The sequence below is a fragment of the Propionicimonas sp. genome (assembly GCF_049840635.1).
Classification (GTDB): Bacteria; Actinomycetota; Actinomycetes; order Propionibacteriales; family Propionibacteriaceae; genus Propionicimonas.
Genome location: NZ_JASGKL010000005.1, coordinates 497,211 through 517,046, shown reverse-complemented (window position 1 = coordinate 517,046; position 19,836 = coordinate 497,211). Strand labels below are relative to the sequence as shown.

Annotated in this window: 12 protein-coding genes; 4 read left to right on the top strand and 8 right to left on the bottom strand. The window is 71.4% G+C overall.

The features are described from left to right. Positions 1-3: 3 nt before the first annotated feature. Genes QM779_RS08510 through QM779_RS08495 form a run of 4 tightly spaced genes read right to left on the bottom strand, consistent with a single transcriptional unit; the run spans position 4 to position 5,693 of the window. Entirely contained in the window at positions 4-2,433 is a 2,430-nt protein-coding gene (locus QM779_RS08510) for a beta-glucosidase (protein WP_428534170.1), read from the bottom strand. A 47-nt stretch (positions 2,434-2,480) separates the two neighbouring features. After that, positions 2,481-3,356, bottom strand: coding sequence for a carbohydrate ABC transporter permease (locus tag QM779_RS08505; protein WP_428534168.1), 876 nt, complete (start codon positions 3,354-3,356; stop codon positions 2,481-2,483). After that, the gene (locus tag QM779_RS08500) at positions 3,356-4,369 is read right to left on the bottom strand and encodes a carbohydrate ABC transporter permease (RefSeq protein ID WP_428534166.1); all 1,014 of its coding nucleotides are present in this window, start codon (positions 4,367-4,369) and stop codon (positions 3,356-3,358) included. Before QM779_RS08500 ends, QM779_RS08505 begins: the two co-directional genes overlap by 1 nt. A gap of 10 nt (positions 4,370-4,379) precedes the next feature. Beyond that, positions 4,380-5,693, bottom strand: a complete 1,314-nt coding sequence (locus tag QM779_RS08495; RefSeq protein WP_428534164.1) for an ABC transporter substrate-binding protein — start codon at positions 5,691-5,693, stop codon at positions 4,380-4,382. Between the two features lie 146 nt (positions 5,694-5,839). On the opposite strand from QM779_RS08495, the gene QM779_RS08490 reads away from it, so the two are divergent. Both QM779_RS08490 and QM779_RS08485 read left to right on the top strand, forming a co-directional pair. Further along, positions 5,840-6,883 carry a LacI family DNA-binding transcriptional regulator gene (locus QM779_RS08490; protein ID WP_428534162.1) on the top strand — a complete coding sequence of 348 codons (1,044 nt, stop codon included), beginning with the start codon at positions 5,840-5,842 and terminating at the stop codon, positions 6,881-6,883. Positions 6,884-6,942: 59 nt separating this feature from the next. Further along, the gene (locus tag QM779_RS08485) at positions 6,943-7,971 is read left to right on the top strand and encodes an SDR family oxidoreductase (RefSeq protein WP_428534160.1); all 1,029 of its coding nucleotides are present in this window, start codon (positions 6,943-6,945) and stop codon (positions 7,969-7,971) included. A gap of 424 nt (positions 7,972-8,395) precedes the next feature. Here the strand turns inward: QM779_RS08485 and QM779_RS08480 are convergent, their stop codons facing one another. The 4 genes from QM779_RS08480 to QM779_RS08465 all read right to left on the bottom strand — a co-directional run bounded on the left by QM779_RS08480 (position 8,396) and on the right by QM779_RS08465 (position 17,539). Next, a complete protein-coding gene (locus tag QM779_RS08480; protein WP_428534158.1) occupies positions 8,396-8,677 on the bottom strand; it encodes a hypothetical protein in 282 nt (93 codons plus the stop codon). A 390-nt stretch (positions 8,678-9,067) separates the two neighbouring features. Continuing rightward, positions 9,068-10,831 carry an acetyl/propionyl/methylcrotonyl-CoA carboxylase subunit alpha gene (locus tag QM779_RS08475; protein ID WP_428534156.1) on the bottom strand — a complete coding sequence of 588 codons (1,764 nt, stop codon included), beginning with the start codon at positions 10,829-10,831 and terminating at the stop codon, positions 9,068-9,070. A gap of 257 nt (positions 10,832-11,088) precedes the next feature. After that, a complete protein-coding gene (locus QM779_RS08470; RefSeq protein WP_428534154.1) occupies positions 11,089-16,596 on the bottom strand; it encodes a carboxyl transferase domain-containing protein in 5,508 nt (1,835 codons plus the stop codon). Positions 16,597-16,777: 181 nt separating this feature from the next. Beyond that, positions 16,778-17,539, bottom strand: coding sequence for a LamB/YcsF family protein (locus tag QM779_RS08465; protein ID WP_428534152.1), 762 nt, complete (start codon positions 17,537-17,539; stop codon positions 16,778-16,780). A gap of 94 nt (positions 17,540-17,633) precedes the next feature. Between QM779_RS08465 and QM779_RS08460 the strand changes: the two genes are divergently transcribed. Next, positions 17,634-18,626, top strand: coding sequence for a magnesium transporter CorA family protein (locus QM779_RS08460; protein WP_428534150.1), 993 nt, complete (start codon positions 17,634-17,636; stop codon positions 18,624-18,626). A gap of 550 nt (positions 18,627-19,176) precedes the next feature. Next, the gene (locus QM779_RS08455; RefSeq protein WP_428534148.1) at positions 19,177-19,803 is read left to right on the top strand and encodes a LysE family translocator; all 627 of its coding nucleotides are present in this window, start codon (positions 19,177-19,179) and stop codon (positions 19,801-19,803) included. The last annotated feature ends 33 nt before the right edge of the window (positions 19,804-19,836 follow it).

Sequence of the window (19,836 nt, the reverse complement as noted above, 5' to 3'; positions counted from 1 at the left end):
AGCTCATGCGATCTCGACGCCGACCAGCCGGGCGTCGTCCGTGCCCACCGGGTACGCGTCGCCGGTCACGACCAGCGTCGCGCGGGCGGTGGCGTCACCGGGCAGGTGCCGCTCGCGGGCGCGGCGGGCGTTCGAGATCACGCCGCCGGTCGACTCCTCGCCGGGGCTGTGCAACTCGGCGGCCGCCGCGTGGGCACCCACCCAGACCTCGACGTCGCCCGGCTCGACGACCCGCACCATCCGCCGGTCGCTGAAGGCGAGCCGCGTGGTCGGCACGGTGAACGTCACCCGCCGCGACTCCCCGGCGCCCAGCGGGACGCGGGCGTAGCCGAGCAGCTGCGCGACCGGCCGCACCACGGACGCGACCACGTCGTGCCCGTACAGCTGCACCACGTCGGTCCCGGCGACCGCGCCGGTGTTGGCGACCGTCACCGCGGCGGTGAACGCATCCCCAGCGGCCACGGAGGCGTCGACGACCAGGTCGGAGTAGGCGAAGCCCGTGTAGGACAGCCCGAACCCGAACGGACGCAGCGGCGTCGGATCGGTGGACGTGACCTCGGACGGACCGCCGAGGATCGGCCGCAGGTACGAGTACGGCTGCGCGCCGGCGGCGCGGGGGAGCGAGACCGGCAGCCGCCCGGACGGGTTCACCGCGCCGGTGAGGATGTCGGCGATCGCGAGGCCCCCGCCCTCGCCCGGGAAGAAGGCCTGGACGACGGCGGCGGGCCGCGGGCCCTCGGCGTCCAGCGCCCAGCCGATCGCGTACGGGCGTCCGGTCAGCAGCACCATCACGACCGGGGTGCCGGTGGCAACCACGGCCTCGACCAGTTCGCGCTGGACGCCGGGCAGGTCGAGCGACTCGCAGTCGTTGCCCTCGCCGACGGTGCCGCGTCCGAACAGGCCGGCCTGGTCGCCGACTACCACGACCGCGAGGTCGCTGGACGCGGCGGCCGCCACGGCCTGGGCGAACCCGCCGGTGTCGGGGTCCTCGACCGTGCAGCCCTCGGCGACGACCAGCTCCGGCTGCGGCAGTCCCGCCTCGCCGAACGCCGTGGCGAGCGCCTCGGCGACGGTGGGGATGGCGATCCCGATCGGGACCTCAGGGAAGCCGGCCAGGACGTGGTTGGCGAACGAGTAGCAGCCCTGGAGGGCCTCGACGCGGTCGGCGTTCGGGCCGATCACGGCCAGCCGGCGCACGGGCTCTGCACGTCCGGCCAGCGGCAGCGTGCCGTCGTTGGCCAGCAGGACGAGCGACTCCGCGGCCAGCCGGCGGGCGAGGTCCTGGTGGGCGGGCGGGTCGAGGTCGATGCTCGCCGGCGGCTCGTCGGCGTACGCGGCCGCGTCCAGCAGGCCGAGTTCCTCCTTCTGGGTGAGGACGCGCAGCACCGCGCGGTCGACGTAGCCGGGATCGATCGCGCCTGAGCGCACCTTCTCCGCCAGCGGCGCGAGGTAGGCGTCGCCGCCGGGGAGTTCGACGTCGATGCCGGCCCGCAGGGCGAGCGTCGCGGCCTCGCCGCGGTCGGCGGCGACGGCGTGCATGACCTCAAGGAACGCTACGGCGAAGTAGTCGGCGACCACGACGCCGGTGAAGCCCAGCTGCTCTCGCAGCACCCCGGTGAGGTAGTCGGTGCTGGCGGCCATCGGGACGCCGTCGATGTCGACGTAGGCGTTCATCACCGACTTCACGCCGCCGTCGAGGATCGCCATCTCGAACGGGGGCAGGAACACGTCAGCGATCTCCCGCGGCCCGGCGTGGACGGGGGCGTGGTTGCGTCCGGCCGTGGAGGCCGAGTAGCCGAGGAAGTGCTTGAGGGTGGCGTGGACGCCGGCCTCCTGCAGCCCCTGCACGTAGGCGGTGCCGACCGTCCCGACCAGGTACGGGTCCTCGCCGATGCACTCGTCCACGCGGCCCCACCGGGGGTCGCGGATCACGTCCAGCACCGGGGCGAGGCCCTGGTGGACGCCGAGGGCCCGCATCGACGTCCCGATCGCCGCCCCGACCTCGCGGACGAGCGCCGGGTCGAACGACGCGCCCCAGGCCAGCGGCGTGGGGAAGGTGGTCGCCTGCCAGGCGGCCAGGCCGGTCAGGCACTCTTCGTGCACGATCGCGGGGATCCCCAGCCGGGTCTCGCGCCGCAACCGGCGCTGCTCGGTCCACAGCCACGCCGCGCGCTGGGCGGGCTCGACCGGACGCGTCCCGTACACGCGGGTGTAGTGGCCCAGGCCGTGGCGGGTGCGCTCGGCGAGCTCGTCCGAGCCGCCGGAGCGGGTGGCCATCTCGCCCTGCATCGGCGCGACGACGTTGCCGCCCTGGTCGAGCCAGTAGCTGGTCAGCTGGGCGAGCTTCTCCTCCAGCGTCATCGCAGCGACGAGGTCGCGGACGCGCGTGGACGCCGCGGGCATGGCCGGGACTCCGGCGTGGGATGTGGACACGGGGTCCGTCTCCTTCAGTGGTGGGGATACGACGCGGATGCGGGCGCTCAGCCCTTGACCGCGCCGGTGAGGCCGCCGACGATGCGCCGCTCGAAGATGCTGAAGAACAGCAGGGCGGGGATCATCGACAGGGAGGTGAACGCCAGGACGGCAGCGGTGTCGACCGAGTGTTCGGACGAGAACGCCTGCACGCCCAGTGGCAGCGTGTAGAGGCTGGCCTTGTTCAGGATGAACAGCGGCAGCATGTAGCCGTTCCAGGCGCCGATGAAGGCCAGGATGCCGGTGGTGATCACCCCGGGCAGCGACAGGGGCAGCACCATCCGGAAGAAGAAGCCCAGCCGGCTGGCGCCGTCGATGGCGGCGGCCTCCTCCAGCTCCTTGGGGATCGCGGCGAGGAACGGCACCAGGATGATCACCGTGGTCGGCAGCGCGAACGCGATCTGCGGGAGGATGATCCCGAGCAGGTTGTCGGTCAACCCGAGGTTCCTGATCAGCAGGTACAGCGGGGTGATCGCGACCGTCATCGGGAACATCAGGCCTGCGGCGAACAGCGAGTACATCGCGTTGCGGCCCTTGAAGTCGTACCGGGCGATCACGAAGCTCGCCATCATCGCCAGCGCGACCGCGCCGACCGTGGTGGACACTGCGGAGATCGTCGAGTTGCCGAACTGCTGCCAGAACTGCGCGCTGGCGAGCACCTGTGTGTAGTTGCTGAACACCCAGGGATCGGGCCAGCCCGACGGGTCGACGGTGATCTGGCTGTTCGTCCGGAAGCCGCCGACGATGATGTAGAGCACCGGCGCGATGCAGATCGCGATCAGGACGGTGGCGATCAGGTAGGTGGCCGGGCTGCCCCAGGTGGCGCCAGAGCTGCGCCGGACGCGGCGCCCGGCGGGACGTGCGGTGAGTGCTGCCTGGGACATCACGCCTCCTTCTTCGTCGACTTCTCGGTGAGGGCGCCCTCGGTGTCCCTGCGCAGGACGAACCGCTGGTAGACCAGCGCGATCACCAGCGAGATCAGGAAGATCACCACCGCGACGGCGTTGCCGTAGCCGTAATTGCCGGCCAGGCGGCCCTCGCGGACCATGTAGGTCGCCATCGTGGACGTGCCGGCGGTGGCGGAGACGTACTGGCCCCAGATGATGTAGACGAGGTCGAACAGCTGGAGCGAGCCGATGATCGACAGGAACGCCCACACCCGGATCGTGGGGCCGAGCAGCGGCAGGGTGATCCAGCGCTGGATCTGCCAGTAGGACGCGCCGTCGATGGCGGCCGCCTCGTACAGCTCGTCCGGGATGCCCTGCATGCCGGCGAGCATCAGGATCACGGCGAACCCGATGTACTTCCAGGAGATGATCAGCATCAGGGTCCAGATGGCGATGTTGGGGTCCGCGATCCAGTCGGTGGCCAGCCAGCCCAGGCCCATGTTGGTGAGCATCGCGTTGACGGCACCCTGGTACTGCAGCATCAGGCTCCAGCCCGTGCCGACGATGACCTCGGAGATGACGTAGGGGACGAAGATCAGGACGCGGATCAGCGAGCGGCCCTTGATGTTCTGGTTGAGCAGCAGGGCGAACGCGATCGCGGCCGGCCCCTGCAGGATCAGCGACCAGACGACGATGAAGCCGTTGTGGGAGAGGGCCTGCAGGAAGGCCTGGTCGGTGAAGATCGTGACGTAGTTCGCAAATCCCACGAAGTTCGTCGGGGCGCCGAAGCCCTTCCACTTGAAGAACCCGTAGTAGGCGGCCATGAACACGGGAAAGATGACGAAGGCCAGGAACATGATGATCGCCGGTCCCGAGAGGATCGTGATCTCGAGGCGTTTGCGCCACTGCGCCCTGGCCCGGTCGGACCGGGACGACGCCTTGGCGGCGCCGCCCCGGACCGACGGCGAACCTGGTGAGCGGTGTGGCAGTGCGTTGACTGTGTCGCTCATGAGGTTCGTACTATCCCTTCGCCGCAGCCGACTTCACCGCGGTGACGATGTCGGCAGCAGTGCCCTTGCCCGCGAGCATGTTCACCACGCCGCCGTTGAGGGCGTTGCCGACGTTCTGGCCGTACTGGGTGTCGAGCCACAGGACGACGTACGAGGCGCTGTTGTAGGCGTTCAGGACGTCCTTGAGCGCGCTGTCGGTGACAACGCCCTGCGACTGCTGGTTGGCCGGCAGGGTCTGGAACGCCTTCGCGTAGCCCTCCTGGTTGGCCTTGCTGGCGATGAAGTTCAGGAACTCCACGCACTCGGCCGGGGCGTTCTTGCGGCAGGCGAACCCGTCCACGCCACCCATCATCGCGCTGGCATCGCCCGCGCCGCCGGTGACCGACGGGAACGGGAACCAGCCCAGGTCCTCCAGCGGCTTGCCGTCCGGGGTGAGGGACGCGACCACGCCGGGCTGCCAGGCGCCCATGAGCTCCATCGCGGCCTTGTGGTTGGCCAGCATGCCGGCAGAGGAGCCGGCGCCCTGCTGGGCGGACGTGGTCAGGAAGCCCTTGTTGAACGGGTCGGTGTCCGAGAACGCCTTGAGGTCCTCCCCGGCCTTGGTCCAGCAGTTGTCGGAGAAGTCCTGGTTGGCCAGCGGGGTGGTGATGACCTCCTTGGAGCAGTTCCGCAGCGCGAAGAAGTAGTACCAGTGCGCGGCGGGCCAGGCGTCCTTGCCACCGAGGGCGATCGGGGTGATCCCGGCGGCCTTCAGCTTGACGATGGCGGCGTTGAGCTCGTCGAAGTTGGTCGGGGTCGCGGTGATCCCGGCCTTCTCGAACAGGTCCTTGCTGTAGTAGATGCCGCCGGGCAGCACCGAGGTCGGCATGCCGTAGACCTTGCCGTCGATCGTGTAGGCGTTGAAGACGGCGTCGCCGTACTGGCTCTTCACGTCGGCGCTGATCTGGTCGGTGATGTCCATCACCTGGTCGGCGGCGACCACGTCGGCGAGCTTGCCGCCGCCGCGGGCCATGAAGACCGTCGGCTCGTCGCCGCCGGAGTTCAGGGCGGTCTGGAGCTTGCCGTCCATGTCCTCGTTCTGGATGGCCTGGATGGTGATGGTGACGTTCGGGTGTTCCTTCTCGAACGCCGCGACGGTGTCCTCCCAGTACTGCTTGCCGTCGCCGGTGGTGGAGTTGTGCCAGAACGTCATGGTGACGGGGGCGGCGCTCGCTCCGTCCGTCGCGCTGGTCGTGCTGGTTGCGCCGGTACTGCAACCGGCAGCGATGAGGGCGACACTTGCGCTGAGAGCGACCAGTGCCGTGCCCCTGATTGTCTTCTTCATCGAGACCTCTCAGTCCTCCTCGACTGTGGCAGGGGTTCCTGCCACTGGGGATCCTGTCACCGGGTTTGTTGTGGTGTCAAACGTTTTCGATAACGTTTTCGTTGCGATCATGGGCGTGCGTTTCGGCATGGGCTACGGTTACCCGCGTGATCACTGACGTCGGCAGGCCGCATCGCAGCGGGCCCCGGGCCGGCGCCTCGCGCGTCACGATCGTGGACGTCGCCCGCGTGGCCGGCGTCTCGGTGTCGACGGTCTCCAAGGTGATCAACGACCGCTACGGTGTCGCTGCGCAGACCCACGAGAAGGTGATGGGCGTCGTCGAGGAGCTCGGCTACGAGACCTCCCTGGTCGCCAGCTCGCTGCGGCGGACGAGCACCAACGTGATCGGCATCCTGATCCCGGAGTTCGAGCCGTTCTCGACCGAGCTGCTGAAGGGGATCTCCAGCGCGGCGGAGGGCACGGGCTACGAACTGCTGGCCTACTCGGGCAACCTCGGCCATGACCAAGTCGGCTGGGAGCGCCGCTCGCTTTCCCGGCTCGCCGGGACGCTGATCGACGGGGCCGTCGTCGTCGCCCCGACCGCGACCGTCACCGACGCCCCGATCCCCGTGGTCGCCGTCGACCCCCACACCGGCAGGACCGGCCCGTCCACGATCGAGGCCGACAACGTCGGAGGGGCCCGGGCGGCCACCCAGCACCTGATCGACCTCGGCCACCGGCGGATCGCCCACGTCCGGGGCCGTGAGGACCTCGTCTCGGCGAGCCTGCGCGAGCAGGGCTACCGGGAGGCGCTGGAGGCCGCAGGGATCCCGTTCGACCCCGACCTGGTCCGCGTCGGCGGCTACCGCGCCGCGGAGACCACGGACGCGGCCCACGAACTGCTCGCCCTGCCGCAGCGTCCCACCGCGGTGTTCTCCGCCAACGACCTGTCGGCGATCCGTGTTCTCGAGATCGCGGCGGAACTCGGCCTCCGGGTGCCGGAGGACCTCAGCGTGGTCGGCTTCGACAACGTCCCGGAGGCGGCCAACGCGGTGCCGGCGCTGACCACGGTCGCGCAGCCGCTCCATGAGATGGGGGCGGAGGCGGTCCGGATCCTGCTGGGGCTGCTCGGCGGCGAGCCGGTCGAGGAGCACCTGCACCTGCCCGCCACCCTGGTGGTGCGGGCCAGCACCGCACCGCCCACCGGCTGAGGCCGGCAGCCGGGGCCGGCGAGGCCGTGATCGGCGACGCAGCGAACGAGGAGGAGCCCATGAACGCGCTTTCCGCCGGGGTGCCCGGCCTGACCGGCCTGAAGGTGCTCGTGCTGGGCGGCACCGGGGTGATCAGCTCTGCCGTCGTGCGGCGCGCCGTCGAGGTCGGGCACGACGTGACCGTGCTGAACCGTGGCACGGGGCGAGCGGGCGCCGTCCACACCCCGCCGGAGGGGGTGCGGACGCTGACGGCCGACCTGCGCGACCCCGCGTCCGTCCGCGCGGCGCTCGGCGCGGAGGAGTTCGACGTCGTGGCGTCCTTCTTCTGCTTCGTGCCCACGCACGTGCAGGCGGAACTCGAGCTGTTCGCGGGGCGCACCGGCCAGTACCTGTTCATCAGCTCGGCCTCGGCGTACCAGACGCCGCCGCGCCGGCTGCCGGTCACGGAGGCCACGCCGCTGCGCAACCCGCACTGGCAGTACTCGCGCGACAAGATCGCGTGCGAGGACCTGCTGGTCGCCACGTACCGGGAGACCGGCTTCCCCGTGACGATCGTGCGGCCGTCGCACACCTACGACGCGACCCTGGTCCCGTTCGACGGCGGCTGGACGGTCGTGGAGCGGATGCGCCGCGGGGCGCCCGTGGTCGTGCCCGGCGACGGCACGTCGCTGTGGACGCTCACCCACAACACCGACTTCGCCAGGGCCTTCGTGGGACTGTTCGGGAGATCGGCCACGATCGGAGGGGCGTTCCACATCACCTCGGACGAGGCGCTGCCGTGGAACGAGATCTATCGCACGGTCGGCGCGGCGGCAGGGGTGGAGCCGGTGCTCGTCCACGTGCCGTCGGACGCGATCGCCGCTGCGGACGCCGACCTCGGCGCGTCCCTGCTCGGCGACAAGGCGCACTCGATGGTGTTCGACAACAGCGCCGTCCGCTCGATCGTGCCGGGGTGGCGGGCCGTCGTCCCGTTCGCGCAGGGCGCCCGCGAGATCGTCGCGTGGCACGACGCCGACCCGTCGCGCCGGACCGTCGACGCCCGCCTGGACGCCCTCTTCGACCAGCTGGCCGCCCGCTTCGCCGCCTGACGCGCGGCGCGCCGCGTCCCCGTCCCCCTCAACGTGGACGCTTCTGCGGCGTACTCGCGACGATCCGTCCACCTTGTGGTGGACGCGGCGGGTTTCGGGTCAAGGTGGACGGATGCGGGTTTGGGGTCAAGGTGGACGGTTGTGCGGTGTACTCGCGACGACCCGTCCACCTTGTAGTGGACGCGGCGGGTTTCGGGTCAAGGTGGACGGTTGTGCGGTGTACTCGCGTCGATCCGTCCACCTTGTGGTGGGCGCGGCGGGTTTCGGGTCAAGGTGGACGGTTGTGCGGTGTACTCGCGACGATCCGTCCACCTTGTGGTGGACGCGGGCTGCCGGAACGACGAAGTGTCCCGAAGGCGACGTTGACGACACCTTCGGGACACCTTGTCGCACGCGGCGAACATCGCCGCGTCCGGCGGGGCGCTCACCGCAGCGTTCGGTAGAGGGCTCCGGTGTGGAACAGCATCACCACGTCCTGGCGGAGACGCTCCTTGCGGAGTTCCTCGTCCAGCCGGGCGCGGTCGCGCAGCAGTTCCTCGCTCTCGAGCCGGACATGCCGGCGCGCGGCCTGCCGTTCCTCGGCCCGGTCCGCCCACTCCAGCAGGGCGACCCCGAAGCGGAGCGCCAGCCGGTCGAGCAGGGTGTGGGGCGGACTGGTGGTGGTGTGGTGGAAATGCCCGGTCTCGGGCAACACATTCGTGGGCATGACAATTCCTTCATCATTTCTTGGGGTCGCCAAAGAGAATGGCGGACGATAATCCGGACGCGGGCGCGACCGGACCGGTGCTGGTCATTGACCGGCGTTAATGCACGGGGCGAAATCTGACGGGATGGTTCCCTGGACTGGCTTCGTCGGCCTCGCCACCGTCACGACAGGTGGCGGACGGGTGCCGTCAGCTGTGCTTCGTGACGAAGGAGGCGCCGCCGAAGTCGGCCGGACGCGCATCCACTCTGCGCTGATCGTTGATCATCAACATGCCGGCTCCTTTCTGCTGTGTCGGCGTCAGGAAGAAACTAGTACCGCACGCGCACGCAATGCAAGTCGAACGGCACAATTGCCGCGAATTAGTTGCCTGCGGATTCTTCTGCGATGGTCTCAGGCCGGATCGATGATCTCCAGCAGTGCCTGGCCGGACGTGACAGAATCGCCGACCGCGACGGCCAGCTGCGCGACCACACCCGAGCGGTGGGCGGTGATCGGCTGCTCCATCTTCATGGCCTCCAGCACCACGACGAGGTCACCCTCGGTGACCTCGTCGCCGTCGTGGACGGCGACCTTGACGATCGTGCCCTGCATGGGGGCCGCCAGCTCGTTCGACGACGGCGCTTTCGCCCTCGCCCCTCCGGTGCTGCGCCGGACGGGCCGTTTGGCGGCGCTCGGACGGGCAGCGGGCGCGGCGAGCGAGGACGGCAACCGCACCTCGATGCGCCGGCCGTCCACCTCGACGACGTAGGTGTCCTTGTCCACCGGTTCGGTCTCGCCCATCGCGCCCACGTACGGCGCGATCGCGGTGTTGAACTCGGTCTCGATCCAGCGGGTGTGGACGCCGAACTCCCCGTCCGCGGCGACGAAGGCGGGGTCGACCAGAACGGCGGAGTGGAACGGGAGCACCGACGGCATCCCCTCCAGCACCGTCTCGGCCAGCGCCCGCCGCGAGCGCTCGATGGCCTGCAGGCGATCGGCGCCGGTGACGACGATCTTGGCCACCAGCGAGTCGAAGGAGCCCGGCACGGCCATGCCGGCGAGGTAGCCGGAGTCCACGCGGACGCCGGGCCCCGACGGCGGCTGCCACGCCGTGAGCGTCCCCGGCGCGGGCATGAAGTTGCGGCCGGGGTCCTCGGCGTTGATCCGGAACTCGATCGAGTGGCCGCGCGCGGGCGGGTCGTCGTAGCCCAGTTCCTCGCCGTCGGCGATCCGGAACATCTCCCGGACCAGGTCGATGCCGGTGACCTCCTCCGAGACCGGGTGCTCGACCTGCAGGCGGGTGTTCACCTCCAGGAAGCTGATCGTGCCGTCCTGCCCGACCAGGAACTCGCAGGTGCCCGCGCCGACGTAGCCGGCCTCGCGCAGGATCGCCTTGCTCGACGTGTACAGCCGGTCCTGCTGCGCCTCGGTGAGGAACGGCGCCGGCGCCTCCTCGACGAGCTTCTGGTGCCGCCGCTGCAACGAGCAGTCGCGCGTGGAGACCACCACGACGGTGTCGTGCGCGTCGGCCAGGCACTGCGTCTCGACGTGCCGCGGACGGTCCAGGTACCGCTCGACGAAGCACTCTCCGCGTCCGAACGCCGTGACGGCCTCGCGGGTGGCTGACTCGAAGAGCTCGGGCACCTCCGCCAGCGTCCGCGCCACCTTCAGGCCGCGGCCGCCGCCGCCGTAGGCGGCCTTGATCGCGATCGGCAGGCCGAACTCGGTGGCGAAGGCGACGACCTCGTCCGCGTTCGCGACCGGGTCGGACGTGCCGGGCACCAGCGGCGCCCCGACCTTCGCGGCGATGTGGCGGGCCTGCACCTTGTCGCCGAGCGCCTCGATCGCCGCCGGCGGCGGGCCGATCCAGACCAGGCCCGCGTCGATCACGGCCTGCGCGAACGCGGCGTTCTCGGCGAGGAAGCCGTAGCCGGGGTGGACGGCGTCGGCGCCGGAACGTGCAGCGACGGCGAGGATCTTGGCGATGTCGAGGTAGGTCTCGGCCGGGGTCAGGCCGTTGAGGGCGAAGGCCTCGTCCGCGAGCCGCACGAACAGCGAGTCGGCGTCCGGGTCGGCGTAGACCGCGACGCTGCCCAGGCCGGCGTCGCGAGCCGCGCGGAGCACCCGCACGGCGATCTCTCCCCGGTTGGCGACGAGTACCTTCGTGATCGGCATGGGAACTCCTCCTTGCGCACCGCTGCCGACTCTAGGGCACCGGGCATCGACTGGGGCTCCGCTTCGGCAGGTTCGCCGCGTCCGGAGATCCCGGGTCAAGCCCGGGATGACAGGGCCTGGGGTGTTGTCACCCCGGCGGAGGCCGGGGTCTCGGTGTCGTGGGTGGCGGCCCGGACGCGGAGATCCCGGGTCAAGCCCGGGATGACACGACCCGAGGCTGTCATCCTGGGTCAGGCCCGGGATGACGGGACCGTCGGTCAGCCCAGGCGCGCCTCGATCGCCGCCACGATGGACGGACGCAGCTCCGCCGCGCTGATCACCCGGTCCACCGATCCCACGCGGACCGCCCTGTGGATGTCGTGCACGGTGTCGAACTCCGCGGCGACCTCGCTGATCTTCTCCGCCCGGACCGCGGCCCTGGCGTCGGCGAGTTCCAGCTGCAGTGCGGCCCGGTCGGGGGCGCGCGCCGTCCGCAGCTTGGCCTCCACCGACGCCACCCTCGGGTCGGCGGCCATCCGCTTGGCGACGTCACCGGCGAACACGACCGCCGCGGCCGGCGCCCCACCGATCACGGAGGCGAACGAGCCCTCGATCGCCAGCACGGTCATGTTCTCGTTGAGCCGCTTGCTGAACACCACGAAAGCGCCGCCGTGGTAGCGGCTGATCACGACGAACACGATCGGGCCGCGGAAGTTCACGATCGCCCGTCCGATCTCGGCGCCGTACTCCAGCTGGAGGTTCCGCATCGACTCCGGCGAGCCGTCGAACCCGGACAGGTTCGCGAGCACGACGAGGGGGCGGTTCCCGGACGCCGCGTTGATCGCGCGGGCCGCCTTCTTGCTCGAACGGGGGAAGAAGGTGCCGGCCGTCCACGTGTCCGGTCCGTCGGTGGGCGGGAACCCTGCCCGCGGCACCGGCCGGCTCTCGATCCCGAGCACGGCGACGGCGTGGCCGCCGATCCGGGCGTCGATGACGACGGCGGTGTCGGCGTCCGCCATGCCCGCCCAGCGCTCGACCCGCGGGTGGTCGGCGTCGCAGACCGCCGCGATCACCGTGCGGATGTCGAAGGCCTTCTTGCGGTCGGGGTTGTGCCGGGCGGAGAAGATCTGGCCGACCGTCGTGAAGTCGCTGCCCTCCATGCTGTGCGGGTAGTCCGACACGTCCCGCTCGACCGGGTCGGACGTGGGCGCGCGCCGCGGCCAGTCCTCGCCCGGGGCCACCCAGGTGTTCTCGTAGTGACCCATCAGGATCCCGAACGCCCCGGCCAGGTCGGGTGCCCAGTACTGGGCCTGCCCGTTGGGCCCCATCACCCGGTCGTAGCCGCCGATGCCGAAGTTGTCCTCCGCGGACACGCCGCCGGAGAAGTCGAGCGACTGCTTGCCGGTCAGCACCATGGCGGAGTCCGGGGTCATCACGAGGATGCCGCGGGTGTGCATCAGCATCGTGGCCTCGGCGTTCCAGTACGGCTGGGCGCCGACGTTGATGCCCGCGACGACGACGTTGATCTCCCCGCCGGCCTGGGTGAACTCGATGATCCGGCGTAGCGCGGCGCCGACCCAGTCCATGTTCTCCGTCCCGGAGTCCATCGAGATCCGGGCGCCCGAGCTGAGCGTGTACCACTCGACGGGGACGCCGAGCTCCTCGGCGAGGTCGAGCGCGGCGATCACCCGGCGGCACTCGGGCTCGGCGACAGCGCCCAGCCCGCGGGTCGGGTCACCGGAGAGGACGACCCGGGTGATGCCGTCCGGGTGCACGGGCGTCGGGGTGGTTACCCGCGCGCAGATGATGCCCGCCCGGTTCTGGCCGGGCGCCCTGTCGACCGGCACCAGCCGGTCACGCCCGCCGGCGGCGACGTCCGGGTCGAGGTCGAGCTCGACCAGCGTCCCGCCGGGCCCGGCGAGGGTCTCGGACAGCTCGTAGGGGTAGACCAGGCCGCGGCGCCGCGCGCGCAGGACCTTCGCCGCGTAGTCGTCCAGCGGCTTCAGCGGCTCGGTCGGCGGGGGCTCGACGGACGCGGACACGCCGGCGCCCGGCTTCGCCCGGAACCGGATCGCGAGCCGCGTGGGCGGCGCGCCGTCGTGGGCGAAGGTGCCCTCGGCGAGCACCTCCTCGATGCCCGTCCCGTCCGACAGCGGCGTGATCTTGCCCTGCAGGGCCATCACGTCACGCAGGTCGAGGTCGACCTCCGGCCACACGTAGACCCAGACGTGGTTCATGTCGAGCCGGCTGCCGGCCGAGCCGCGGGCGGCCCGGGTGCGGCGGATCGCCTCCAGGCAGTTCTCCACCGCGCGCTCGGCGTGCGGCAGGCCGATCAGGCGACCGCGGGGGTCGCGGACGGGCGCGAGCTGGTTCACCTCCGCCATCGCGACGAGGCGCCGGTCGTCGGGATTGCTCCTGGCCACGCAGTCGAACAGCAGGACGCCGCGCGGAGCGGGCAGCCGGGTCGTGTCGAACTCCCGCAGCCGCCACAGGTTGAGGCGCCGGAAGATCATCGGGTGGACGCCGCGAACCCGCTGGTCCTCGACGAGCCCGGCCGCGCCGGGCCGGAACGTGACGTAGTCGACGTCGCCGGCGGGCGGGCAGGCGGCGACCACGATCCTGCGCACGCCGGCGGGCAGGTCCCAGGCGGCCAGTTGCGGCTCGAGCACGGCGGCCAGACCGGCCCGGTCCGGGGAGTCGGGCCAGGCCACGTACACCTCGACGACCGCCTCCTGGCCGGGGGCGCGGTCGCGCGCCTGCGCGGCGACGATGCGGGCGACCGGGCCGTCGGCGCCGAGTTCCGCCGCGGTGGCGAGGGTGGTGATGGCCTTGGTCGGGCGGCCGTCCAGGACGTAGTCGGCGACCACGACCGAGCGTCCGTCGACGCTGAAGGCGCGCACCCCGGAGAGCTGGTGGTCGCGGTAGTGCTTGCGGGTGAGGATCTCCAGCAGCGGCTCGTGGGGGGTGACCCCGTCCCTGGCGAGCCGCTCGGACAGCGGGATCACCAGCCGCTCGGGGATCGCGGCCAGGGCGGCGATGCGGTCGGCGTAGTCGGGCGCGTCCGGGTGCGCGGCGAGGTCGGCCACCTCGTCGGCCACCCCGGCCAGGACCTGCTCGCGCTCCGCGTCCACCTGCGGCTGGTCGAACCAGCGGAACCGCACCGAGCGGGCCACGTCGCTGACGGCGGGGAAGCGCCGCTGGGTGGCCCGGACGAGGCGCTCCAGCTGCGCGCGGGCCGTGGCGGCGACCGCGGGATCGGGGGAGGGCTCGCTGATCCACCGGTCGAGTACGGCGAGCACCACCTGGATGTCGGCCGCGACTCGCTGCTGGGCGAGGAACATGCGGAAGACCGCGTCCTCCAGCGCGGGGGTGCGGTCCAGGCCGGTGACGCCGTAGTGGGCGAGCGCGCGTCCGAGCCGGTCGACGAAACGGGTGGGCAGCCCGGCCCGGGTCGCATCGAGGCTCTGCAGGTAGGCGTGGAAGTGCTCGCGGTCGGAGTGGATCCGCAGCTCGGCGCCCCCGTCCTCGCCGGCGGGACGGTTGCGGCTGAGTTCGGCGAGGTCGGCGAACAGCGAGAGCAGGCCGATCTCGCCGGTGAGGACGTCACCGCCCTCGGCCCTGGCCCCGTCCCTGGCGGTCAGGTAGGACGAGAGCGCGGCGGACGCGTCCGTGTCGTACCCCATCAGGTGGGCGCTGAGCTCCTCGCGCAGCCGGGTCAGTCGGGCGGACGGTGAGGTGTCGACGGCGGGGGCGGGCAGCTCCACCGGGGCGCCGGCGGCCACGACCTCGTCCGCGCCGGAATCGACCGGCTCCAGCCGGACCAGCGGCGCCTGGCTCTCGACCTGGCTGCCGGTCATCACGTGCAATTCCTTCACGCGGGCGGCGAAGGGGGCGGCGATGACGGTCTCCATCTTCATCGACTCCAGCACGATCACCGGCGCGCCCGCGGCGACCTCGGCGCCGACGGGCACCGGCGTGGCCACCACCAGCGCGGGCGCCGGGGAGCGCAGGACGCCACCCTCGTCGCGGGAGACGCGGTGGGTGACGCCGTTGACCTCGATCAGGTGCACGGGGCCGTGGGTGTCGGTGACGATCCGGAACGCCTGGGAGCCGAGCGTGAGCCGTCCGTGCACGTCGTCGAGCCGTTCCACGGACGCCTCGACGACCGTGCCCCCGACCTGGACGCGGTAGCCGGCCGGACCGGTGCGATGGGTGACGAGGGTGTGCGCGGCGCCGCGCAGCTTCAGGTCGACCGACAGCCCGTCGGCGTGCTGCGCCTGGGGACGGCCGCCGTGGGCGGTCTCGACCAGCCGGGCGATCTCGCGCTGCTCGGCCTCCTCGTAGGCCTCGATCGCGGCCGCGACGAGCGCGACCCCGGAGAACCGGTCCGCGACGAGTTCGCCGGCGGCCCTGGCGCGGTCGATCCAGCCGGTGTCCGCCCACTCGTGGCCGTCGCCCGGCACGGGCCCGGCCACCTCCGGACGGCCGAGCAGTTCGAGGATGAAGCTCTTGTTGGTCGCGCCGCCGTCGATGATCACCGTGGTCTCGGCCAGCGCGCGGCGCAGCCGTCCGAGCGCCTCGGTGCGGGTGCGTCCGGACGCGATGATCTTGGCGATCATCGAGTCGAAGTCGGCGGGGATCGCGTCGCCCTCCGCGACGCCGGTGTCGACCCGGATGCCGGGCCCGACGGGGAAGTCGAGGCGACTGATCACCCCGGGGGACGGGGCGAAGTCGCGGTCGGGGTCCTCGGCGTTGAGGCGGGCCTCGACGGCGTGGCCCTGCTCGACCGGGCGCTCGGTGAGCGGCTCGCCCGCCGCGACCCGCAGCTGGGCCTTGACGAGGTCGAAGTCGTTGGTGACCTCGGTGATCGGGTGCTCGACCTGGAGGCGGGTGTTCACCTCGAGGAAGGCGAGCAGCCGGTCGGAGGAGTGGTAGAGGAACTCGACGGTGGCCGCCCCCTGGTAGCCGACGGCGAGGACGAGCCGCTCCGCCGACGCCTTGAGGTCGGCGACCTGACCGGCGTCCAGCAGCGGTGAGGACGACTCCTCGACCACCTTCTGGTTGCGGCGCTGCACGGTGCAGTCGCGGACGCCGAGCGCCCACGCGGTCCCGTGCGCGTCGGCGATCACCTGCACCTCGACGTGGCGGGCGCCGGTGACGAGTTTCTCCAGGAAGACCACGCCCGAGCCGAACGCGCGCTCGGCCTCGTCCCGCGTGCGCTGGTAGGCGTCGGCGAGGTCGTCGGCGGAGTCGACGCGCCGGATGCCCCGTCCACCGCCACCCGCGGTCGCCTTCAGCATCAGCGGGTAGCCGATCCGCTCGGCCGCGGCCAGCGCGTCCTCGACGGTGTCGACACCGCCGCGGCTCCACGGGGCGACCGGGACGCCGACCTCCTCGGCGAGGAGCTTGCTGCCGATCTTGTCGCCGAGCGAGCGCATCGCGTCCCCGGACGGGCCGATGAACGTCATGCCGAGGGACGTGACGAGGTCGGCGAACGCGGCGTCCTCCGCGACGAAGCCCCAGCCGACCCACACCGCGTCCGCCCTGGCCGTGGTGAGGACGCGGGCGAGCAGGTCGTGGTCGAGGTAGGGACGTGCGGACGCCGGTCCGAGCGGGTAGGCCTCGTCCGCCTCGCGCGCGAACATCGCGGTGCGCTCGGCGTCGGTGTGCAGCGCGATCGTGGTGATCGGCGGGAGTTCGGGGTGTTCGGCGTTCAGGTCGCGAACGGCGTGGATGAGCCGCATGGCCGCCTCGCCACGGTTGACGATCGCGATCCGCTGGAACACCTGGTCTCCTCCACCTCGGCCACCCGGCGATCGCCGGCCTTGGGGCAATCTGCCACGTCGCGCGCCGAGGGGCGAGGGGACACCGCCGCAACTGGACGAACTCGCCAAGATCCACGGCCCGGAAACCAAGAACGGGCGTCCCCAGTTGTGGAGTCCCCACAACCGGCGCGCATCGCTCGAATCAGGCCGTGCTGGCGCGTCCGGCGATCTCGAGGTGGACAGGGAGCTCCGGCTGGACGGAGCCGGACGGCGCGGCCACGACGTGGCCCGCCTCGACGAGCGCCGCGCGGACGCCCTTCGCGCAGGCCCGCTCCGCCGCAGTGTGCCAGGGCAGGCGGACGCAGTCGTAGCCGCCGGAGGAGACCGCGTCCACGGCGCGCCGGGCGACGGCCTCCGGGTCGGTCACGACGGCGCCGAGGGAGCCGTTCGCGTTCAGGAGGCGGTGCGGCTGGAACTCCCTGGCCACGCTGATGCCGTTGCGTTCGGCCGTCTGCAGGAGCCGCGAGTCGGGCAGGCCGACGATCGTCAGCGTCGGGTCGTAGTCGAGGACGGCGTTGACCAGCGCCCAGGCGTGGTTCCGGTCGGTGCGGGCCGCCTCGAACAGGGCCCCGCTGGGACGCACGCAGGTCACCCGTGCCTGTTCGGCGAGGGCCAGCCCGTCCAGCGCACCGAGCTGGTAGATGATCGTCGCGGCCAGGTCGTCCGGGTCGTAGTCGACGAAGCGCTCGCCGCCGCCGATCCGGTCGGCGTAGCCGACGGCCGCGCCGAGGGCGACCTCCCGGGTGACGGCCTCGCTGCAGGCCCGCAGGATCGAGGTGGGATCGCCGGAGTGGACTCCGCAGGGCACCAGTGCGGTGCTGATCAGCGGCCACAGCGCGTTGTCGGCGTCCGTCGCGGACTCGGCCAGACCATGCCCCACTTCGGCGGTCAGGTCGATCTCCACGGTTCGTGAATCTACTCTCTCCGCGCCACCGGTGGTACCGGATGCCACAGCGCGGATGACCTCGTACAGGCCAGCGTGGTGCGATGCTGGGCGCGTGAGCACCTGCCGCAGTCGCGCGTGGCGCAACGGGACCGTCGTCGCGGAGGACTTCGCCCTGGCCGACCTCGACCACTGGCTGGAAGAGCCCGACACCCTGGTCTGGCTGGACCTGGTCAAGCCCGAGCCGGAGGTCCTGTCCGCCCTGGCGGAGGAGCTGAAGTTCGACCGGCAGGCAGTGGAGGACGCGGTCGCGCCGTACGAGCGTCCCAAGGCCACCCGGCACAACTCGCACGTGTTCCTGACCTGCTACTCCACGCACCTGTCCGAACTGCCGGACGAGGGAGTGGTGCTGGAGGTCGGCCGGATCTCGGCCTTCGTCCTGCGTGACGCGCTGATCACCGTCCGCCTCGACGACAGGGTGGACATCGACGGGATCCTGACCCGCTGGGCGGACGACGGGCTGCTCGGCCACGGGGTGGCCGCGCTCGTCCACGGCATGCTCGACGAGCTGGTCGACGGCCACTTCGACACGATCGAGCGGATGGACGACGTGCTGGAGGGGCTGGAGGACCTCCTGTTCGACCCGAAGATCCAGACCCGGGTGATCCAGCAGCGGGTGTTCGGCCTGCGCAAGGCGCTGGTGCGGCTGCGGCGGGTCGTCCTGCCGATGCGGGAGGTGGTGACGGCGATCATGCGGTTCCACTCCGAGCACGAGCGGACGCTGTCGAGCGAGCTGGAGGGCAGCTTCAACGACCTGTACGACCACGTCATCCGGGCGGCGGAGTGGACGGAGAGCCTGCGCGACATGGTCTCGTCCGTGTTCGAGACCAACCTGTCGCTGCAGGACGCCCGGCTGAACGAGGTGATGAAGAAGCTGGCGTCGTGGGCGGCGATCATCGCCGTCCCGACCGCCGTCACCGGCTGGTTCGGCCAGAACGTGCCCTATCCGGGCTACATGGCCCCCTACGGCCTCCTCCAGAGCGTCGTCGTGATGCTCGTCGGCACCGTCGGCCTGTACATCCTGTTCCGCAAGGTCGACTGGATCTGACGCCGCCGTCCACCTTGTTGTGGACGGTGGTGTGGCGAGTTCACGACGAAGCGTCCACCCTGTTGTGGGCGCTGCCCAGTCCACGTTGTGGTGGACGGAATGTCGTGAGTTCGCGGCGGAAGCGTCCACCCTGTTGTGGGCGCGGCTCGGGTCCAGTTCAAGGTGGACGGTGGTGTGGCGAGTTCGCGGCGGAATCGTCCACCTTGTGGTGGACGCCGCCTGGTCCACCTTGTGGTGGGCGTAGCCCGGTCCACCTTGTGGTGGACGGAATGGGGCGAGTTCGCGGCGGAAGCGTCCACTTTGTCGTGGGCGCGGCTCGGGTCCAGTTCAAGGTGGACGGTGGTGTGGCGAGTTCACGGCAGAAGCGTCCACCTTGTCGTGGGCGCGGCTCGGGTCCAGTTCAAGGTGGACGGTGGTGTCGTGAGTTCGCGGCGGAAGCGTCCACTTTGTGGTGGGCGTAGCCCGGTCCACCTTGTGGTGGGCGTAGCCCGGTCCACCTTGTGGTGGGCGTAGCCCGGGGGTGGACGGAGGCGGCCCTAGCATTCGTGGCATGACGCTCGCCCAGTCGCTGCTCGGCTTCGGGCTGCTCGCCACCGTGCTGGCGATCACACCCGGCCTCGACACCGTCTTCGTCCTCCGCCAGGCGCTACGGACGCGACGCGCGACGGCGTTCGCGGCCGCTGCCGGGGTCTGCCTCGGCACGCTCGTCTGGGGCGTGGCCGCGGCGGTCGGCGTGGCGGCGCTGTTCGTCGCGTCCGACGTCGCCTTCACCGTGCTGCGCTGGGCCGGCGTCGCCTACCTTTGCTGGCTGGCGTTCACCTACCTGCGCTCGGCCTGGCGCGGCGACGCGCCGTCGGCGGAGGTCTCCGTCCCCGCCGACTCACCGGCACGCGCCCTCGCCAAGGGGCTGGTGACCAACCTCACCAACCCCAAGGTCGCGGTGTTCTACCTCACTGTGCTGCCCCTGTTCCTGCCCGCGGGCTACCCGCCGGCCCTGGCGGGAGCGATGCTGGCCACGCTGCACGCGCTGGTCGGCATGGCGTGGTTCGTCGTGGTGATCCTGGCCGCGAACGCCGTGCGCGGCTTCCTCGGCAGCCGGCGCGGCGCCCGCGTGATCGACGCGACCGCCGGCGTGGCGATGCTCGGCTTCGGTCTGGTCCTCGGCCTCGAGCGCTGACTCGCCCGACCACCGCTTCACCGGGACGGGTGG

Bases quoted from the DNA above. Each gene is read 5' to 3' on its own strand.
- QM779_RS08455 (WP_428534148.1), top strand. From the start codon at position 19,177: ATGACGCTCGCCCAGTCGCTGCTCGGCTTCGGGCTGCTCGCCACCGTG.
- QM779_RS08475 (WP_428534156.1), bottom strand. From the start codon at position 10,831: ATGCCGATCACGAAGGTACTCGTCGCCAACCGGGGAGAGATCGCCGTG.
- QM779_RS08485 (WP_428534160.1), top strand. From the start codon at position 6,943: ATGAACGCGCTTTCCGCCGGGGTGCCCGGCCTGACCGGCCTGAAGGTG.
- QM779_RS08480 (WP_428534158.1), bottom strand. From the start codon at position 8,677: ATGCCCACGAATGTGTTGCCCGAGACCGGGCATTTCCACCACACCACC.
- QM779_RS08500 (WP_428534166.1), bottom strand. From the start codon at position 4,369: ATGAGCGACACAGTCAACGCACTGCCACACCGCTCACCAGGTTCGCCG.
- QM779_RS08505 (WP_428534168.1), bottom strand. From the start codon at position 3,356: ATGTCCCAGGCAGCACTCACCGCACGTCCCGCCGGGCGCCGCGTCCGG.
- QM779_RS08495 (WP_428534164.1), bottom strand. From the start codon at position 5,693: ATGAAGAAGACAATCAGGGGCACGGCACTGGTCGCTCTCAGCGCAAGT.